This is a genomic window from Pseudomonas sp. P4_B4 (genome assembly GCF_056402255.1).
On the sequence record NZ_JBFUHS010000021.1, the window covers coordinates 153,115 to 159,436 of the forward strand.

At 62.8% G+C, this 6,322-nt stretch carries 6 protein-coding genes; 4 read left to right on the forward strand and 2 right to left on the reverse strand.

Translation table 11 applies throughout. The features are described 5' to 3' along the window. On the forward strand, positions 1 to 1,287 hold the full coding sequence (locus AC1DVE_RS21255; RefSeq protein ID WP_223456014.1) for an NAD(P)/FAD-dependent oxidoreductase: 1,287 nt from the start codon (positions 1 to 3) through the stop codon (positions 1,285 to 1,287). 24 nt (positions 1,288 to 1,311) lie between these two features. Here AC1DVE_RS21255 and AC1DVE_RS21260 read toward each other — a convergent pair whose 3' ends face one another. After that, entirely contained in the window at positions 1,312 to 1,935 is a 624-nt protein-coding gene (locus tag AC1DVE_RS21260) for an NIPSNAP family protein (protein ID WP_223533866.1), read from the reverse strand. Positions 1,936 to 2,065: 130 nt separating this feature from the next. Beyond that, positions 2,066 to 2,839 (reverse strand): AraC family transcriptional regulator, encoded by a 774-nt coding sequence (locus AC1DVE_RS21265; RefSeq protein WP_223456016.1) that lies wholly within the window; start codon positions 2,837 to 2,839, stop codon positions 2,066 to 2,068. Positions 2,840 to 2,973: 134 nt separating this feature from the next. Between AC1DVE_RS21265 and AC1DVE_RS21270 the strand changes: the two genes are divergently transcribed. The 3 genes from AC1DVE_RS21270 to AC1DVE_RS21280 all read left to right on the forward strand — a co-directional run. Continuing rightward, positions 2,974 to 4,194, forward strand: coding sequence for an MFS transporter (locus AC1DVE_RS21270; RefSeq protein ID WP_223456017.1), 1,221 nt, complete (start codon positions 2,974 to 2,976; stop codon positions 4,192 to 4,194). 171 nt (positions 4,195 to 4,365) lie between these two features. Continuing rightward, positions 4,366 to 5,190, forward strand: a complete 825-nt coding sequence (locus tag AC1DVE_RS21275) for a response regulator transcription factor (RefSeq protein WP_223456018.1) — start codon at positions 4,366 to 4,368, stop codon at positions 5,188 to 5,190. Positions 5,191 to 5,423: 233 nt separating this feature from the next. Beyond that, positions 5,424 to 6,322, forward strand: an 899-nt coding sequence (locus AC1DVE_RS21280) for a type VI secretion system Vgr family protein (protein ID WP_477784166.1), incomplete at its 3' end; no start/stop codon positions are given.

Sequence of the window (6,322 nt, forward strand, 5' to 3'; positions counted from 1 at the left end):
ATGTCCAACGACTCCCTTTTCAACAACCCCAACGCAGTGGCGGACGTTGCCGTGATCGGCGCCGGGATCATCGGTGTCGCCTGCGCCCTGCGCCTGGCGCGCCAGGGGCGGCGGGTGGTGGTCATCGATCAGCAGGAGCCCGGCCGTGGCGCCTCGTTCGGCAATGCCGGGCACCTGGCCACCGAGCAGGTGTTCCCCATCGCCGACCTGTCGATCCTCAAACGCCTGCCCGCCATGCTCATGGACCCGATGGGCCCGCTGCGCCTGGACTGGAAATACATGCCCCGGGCCCTGCCCTGGTTCATGCGCCTGTTGTTTAACCTGCGCCCGGCGCCGTTCCAGCGCACCGTGGCCGGCATCCGCGCGCTCAATGAAGGCAGCCTGGGTGCCTGGCACCGCTTGCTGGAGACCATCGACCGCCCCGGGTTGCTCAAGGAAGACGGCTCGTTGCTGGTGTTCGAACGCGCCGACTCGCAACAGGCCATCGAAGCGCTACAGGCGCGCATGCGCCAGCAACAAGTGCCGGTGGATTTCTGGCAGGCCAAGGCGGTACGCGACGCGGCGCCGCAACTCAGCGAGCAGATCCAGGGCGGGTTGTTCTTCCCGCGCACCGGGCATTTTCTCGATCCTTTCCGGGTGGTTGGTGAACTGGTGCACGCGGCCAAAAGCAGCGGCGTGCAGTTCCTCAAGCAACGAGTCGAGGGCGGACAATTGAATGAAAACGGCGTGTCGTTGCTCACCGATCAAGGCCGCGTCAGCAGTCGACAAGTGCTGATTGCCTGTGGCGCGCACTCCGCCAGGCTCACCGCCGCGCTGACCGGCAAGAAGGTGCCGCTGGACACCGAGCGCGGCTATCACCTGATGCTGCCCCACGAACACGAGCGCTTGCCGTTTGCCGTCACCTCGCTGGAGCGCAAGTTCATCATGACGCCGATGGCAGACGGGCTGCGCCTGGCCGGCACCGTCGAATTCGCCGGACTCGAATGCCCACCGACCATGGAGCGTGCCTGGCAGTTGCACCGCCTGAGCAAAGGCCTGTTCAAACGCGAACTGAGTACCGAAGCCGCCACACCGTGGATGGGTTTCCGCCCGTCCCTGCCCGACTCCCTGCCGATTATCGACCGGGTGTGCGACGGCAAGGTGCTGCTCGCCTTCGGCCATCAGCATCTGGGATTGACCCAGGCGGCGGTCACAGCGGAAATGATCGCGCAGATGGCCTCGCCTCTGACCGGCACCCAGCCTCACGGCCTGCCGGCGACCGCGCCGTACAGGCTGGATCGTTTCTGAGGCCCCGGTCGAGCCGAGCCCGGGTCATTGCAAGGGCGAGAACTTCGCGGGCAGGTAGATCGTCGAGCGCATGTCGCGCAGTTGCGGGCCGGAGTTTTCCGGCGGCCAGACGCCGTCGGCGACCGCCTGGGTGCGCACCTGCAGGCGCTGCTCCAACGTGGTCCACGGCCAGATGTGCAGATAGCGCGGCAGCACGCCATCGGTTGCGTAGAACGCCGCGTACACCGGCGAATACTGTTCGGTGGTTCGCGCTTCGATGGCTTTGCTCCAGCCGTCGAGGGTGGGCTGCAACCCGCTGCTGATCAGGTCGTAGACGCGCAGCTCATAGAACGGACCGTGCTGGCCCGCACTCAAGGGTTCGAGGAAAGGAAACAGCGTGTAGTTTTCGATGCGCAGATCGGTGATGAATTCGTTGACGCCAAACGCCGCGCCCTCCAGCAGGAAACGCTCGCGCTCCGCTTGCCTCAGGTGTTCGTCGGCGTAGCCACGCAGCACGGCAATCTGGTTCAACTGGCCGAACTCCGAGGCCCAGCAGTCCATCAACACCCCGCCGACTTCCGGCTTCGCCAACTCATTCTCGATGCGTGCCAGCGCATCGGCCACCGTGCGCACCCGCACAGTGAAAGTGATCAGTTCAAATAAACGCATAACGACTCCGCCCACCGGTTTGCCAAAAGCACACAGCCTAAGGCAGCCCCCGCAGGCGGGATATTGAGACGAACCCCATCGGCAACGGCATTTGCCGCAGTGTTCTAGGTAGTTTCTTTACGCTGGGCCATCACTTGAAAAAATCACTCGGCGTCTTGCCGAACTGCTTCTTGAACATGGTCGTGAACGCGCTCGGGCTGTCGTATCCCAGCTCCCCGGCGATGTCGATGATCTTCTCCCCGACGGCTATTCGTTCCAGCGCCAGCAGCAGTCGCGCTTGCTGGCGCCATTGGCCGAAGGTCATGCCGGTTTCCTTGCGGAACCTGCGCTGGATGGTTTTGGCGTCGAGGCTCAAGCGGGCGCTCCAGTCCGACAAGGTCGAGCCATCCCCGGGATCACGCTGCAACGCGCTGCAGATCAGGTTGATACGTTGATCGGCGGGCTGCGGCAGGTTCAACGGCAAGGTCGGCAGGATCGTCAGTTCGTCCAGGATCAGCTGCAGCACCCGGGCTTCCCGTGAGTCCGGACCTCCGGAAAAGTCGAAATCGACCGAGACCTTGATCAGCTCGCTCAACAACGCGGAAACACTCACCGCCCGGGTTTCAGCGGGCAGATCCAGGCTCGGGTCAGGGCGCACGAAAACGCTGCGCATCTTGATCGCCCCCACACAGCGAATCGAGTGCACCTCACCACTGGGCATCCAGATGCCACGGCTCGGCGGCACCGTCCATTGGCTGATGGCGGTGTGCACCACCATCACGCCTTCGATGGCATAGATCAGTTGATGCTTTTCATGGGAGTGCGGCGCGATGAACCAGTTTTCCGGGTAGTCGGTCGCACTGCTGCGTACGCTCCAGCCGCCCTGGTCGATTTCCGCAAGAAATGCCTGCAATGGTTTGATCATGACGCCCTTTTTTCGATGGTCCATACCCGAGTTGCGCGAGACGGGCGCCTTTGAGGCCCCTAGGATAACGCCGAACCCTGAAATTGGCTGCGCCTTGCTTTCGCAATTCGCGTTATTTATCCGGAAGATCGCCCATGTCGACCACCACCCTCAGTTCACCCTCATCCACCGCTTCGGTGGCCAGCCAGGCCAGCCCCCTGGTCATGCGCGTCATCGGCGCCTGCGCGCTGGCGCACCTGATCAACGACCTGATCCAGGCCGTGCTGCCGTCGATCTACCCGATGCTCAAGGCCAGTTATGGCCTGAGCTTCACCCAGGTCGGCCTGATCACCCTGACCTTCCAGCTCACGGCCTCACTGCTGCAACCGTGGATCGGTTTCTACACCGACCGGCATCCCAAGCCCTGGCTGTTGCCGGCCGGCATGGTCTGCACCCTGATCGGTATTCTGATGCTGTCGATGGTCGGCAGCTTCCCGGCGATTCTCGTGGCCTCGGCGCTGGTGGGCGTCGGTTCGTCGACCTTCCACCCGGAGACCTCGCGGGTGGCGCGCCTGGCTTCGGGCGGTCGCTACGGCCTGGCGCAGTCGACCTTTCAGGTCGGTGGCAATGCCGGCAGCGCCTTCGGCCCCTTGCTGGCCGCCGCGATCATCATTCCCTATGGCCAGGGCAACGTCGCCTGGTTCGGCCTGTTCGCGGTGTTTGCCATCCTCGTGCAGTACGGCCTGAGCCGCTGGTACCGCAATCACCTGAACCTGTTCAAGCTCAAGCAAGGCAGCAAGGCTACCCACGGCCTGTCGAAACGGCGGGTGACCTTCGCCCTGGTGGTGCTGGCGCTGCTGGTGTTTTCCAAATACTTCTACATGGCCAGCTTCACCAGCTACTTCACCTTCTACCTGATCGAGAAATTCGACCTGTCGGTGGCCAGTTCGCAGCTGTACCTGTTCCTGTTCCTCGGTGCCGTCGCAGCGGGCACATTCTTTGGCGGCCCGATCGGCGACCGGATCGGCCGCAAGCGGGTGATCTGGTTTTCCATTCTCGGCGCCGCGCCCTTCACCCTCGCCCTGCCCTACGTCGACCTGTTCTGGACGGGCGTGTTGAGCATGATCATCGGCTTCATCCTCGCCTCGGCGTTCTCCGCCATCGTGGTCTTCGCCCAGGAACTGGTGCCCGGCAACGTCGGCATGATCGCCGGGGTGTTCTTCGGCCTGATGTTCGGATTCGGCGGGATCGGTGCCGCGCTGCTGGGGCACCTGGCGGATATCCAAGGCATCGAGTACGTGTACAGGTTGTGTTCGTACCTGCCACTGCTGGGGATTCTGACGATCCTGCTGCCTTCGACCCGGAGTGCTCGCTGAAGGATTCAGCCGATCACTTTTGCTACCAACCTTGTAGCACTCGGTAACACCCGGCCCTGTTGCGGTGCGTCTTGTTGGCGACGCACCGCCACCCCGCCTGCTCCACATGGGCAAACCCGCAATGGCGTACTTTGTGCATCCAAAGGCCATCCTCTTCTGCCTGTAGCCGCCATGCGCCCCAAGGAACTGAAACTCTGGACCACCGGAGTCGCCCACCTGCTCGACCTGCCTGCCGGGCATGCGCGACTGTCGGGGTTGAGCCACTGGATCCGGCAAATCTGCCCGGTCGATCATTTCGTATTGTTTGTCTACGAAGGCAATCACCGGCCATTGGCGTTGTTCGATACCTTCTCGGCGGACAAGCGTGCGGTGTATGTCGACGACTATCAGTGCGCCCCTTACCTGCTCGACCCGTTCTACCTGGCGTGTACACGCGGGCAGGCACCGGGGCTGTGGCGTTTGCGCCAATTCGCCCCCGACCATTTCTACCTTGGCGAATACTTCCTGACCTATTACCAGCAGACCGGCCTCGCCGAGGAAGTGGCGTTTTTCGTCGACCTCGGCGGTGGCGCCACGGCGGTGTTGTCGTTGATGCGATCGAGCGCCAGCTGTGCGTTCAGCCGGGATGAAATGCAACTGGTCGAGTGCGCGCAAGCGGTGGTCGAGCAGGTCATCAATGAGGCCTGGCGCTTGCGTCAGGCTCAGGAGCCGCGACCGGCGCAGGACCTGGACTTCAAGATCCGCGAAGCCTTCGACCACTTCGGCGCGCACATCCTCACCGGGCGCGAGCAGGAAATCGTGCAACTGTTGCTGCGCGGCCACTCCAGCGCCTCGGTGGCCGAACAGCTGAACATCAGCCCCGGCACGGTGAAGATTCACCGCAAGAACATATACGCCAAGCTGGGGATTGGCAGCCAGTCGGAGTTGCTGGGGTTGTTTATTCGGGAGTTGACGGAGGATCCGTTGCAGGTGCCCGGCCTCAAGCTACAGGCGTGAAACGATCCACCTGGCACCCTGCAATCTCCAACTTCAACCCTTGGTAATTTGCGCAAGTTGAGGCTGCGAAATGTCCCACAGACCAGGCGGATCGACACCAAGACGCTTCCTACGTCACCACCAGAAACATCCTATATCAACCTTTTTTGCCTTCCTGAAAGCTGTCGAGCGCTTGAACGAGGGGGCTAACGAAAGCCCCCCCATCCGCTTCGATAGGCCAGGGAGGTCTGACTTTGTCCAACGTATCGCGCACCTTCATCGACCACAACCGCCACACTCTCAAGATCGACCAGCTCGACACCCACCTCGACGTCCTCACCTTCGAGGGCCATGAGTACCTGAGCCAACCGTACCTTTACCGCATCGAATTCACCGCCAGCGACCTCGACATCGGCGCGGAAAAATTCATCGGCCAGTACGCCGAGTTCAGCCTGTACGACGCACCGTCCAACGTGCCCGTGTTCGACTGGGAAGTACCCAGGCCGATAATGCCGCTGCGCACGCTGTACGGCCGCATCACCGCCTGCCAACGCCTGTCCGGCTCAATCGACGAAGCCCGCTACGAAGTCACCCTGCAACCGCGCCTGGCCCTGCTCGATCGCGGCCAGCAAACGCGGATCTATCAGCACCAGTCCGTGCCAGACATCGTCAAAAGCATTCTGCGCGACCGCCATAGTCTCGACACCGGGCACTTTCGCTTCAACCTCAAGCGCGAGTACCCGCAGCGCGAGCAGGTCATGCAGTACCAGGAAAGCGACCTGGCTTTCATCAGCCGGATCCTGGCCGAGGTCGGCATCTGGTACCGCTGCATCCAGCACGAAGAGCTCGCCTTCGACGTCGTCGAGTTCTGCGACGACCAGCGCTGCTACCAGTTCGACGTCGAACTGCCGCTGCGCTCGCCGTCGGGCTTCAGCAACAGCGGGCAGGACAGCGTCTGGGATCTGCAAACCCGCCACCGGGTGGTGGAACAGCAGGTCAGCGTACGCGCCTATCACCCCGACGACAGCCGCGCCTTCCTCGACGGCGAAGTCGACCAGACCCTCGGCGAGCCCACCACCCACGGCGTGGCCACGACCCGCGGCGTCGCCGACAACACCTACGGCGACGCCTACCACTACGCCGAACCCTACCG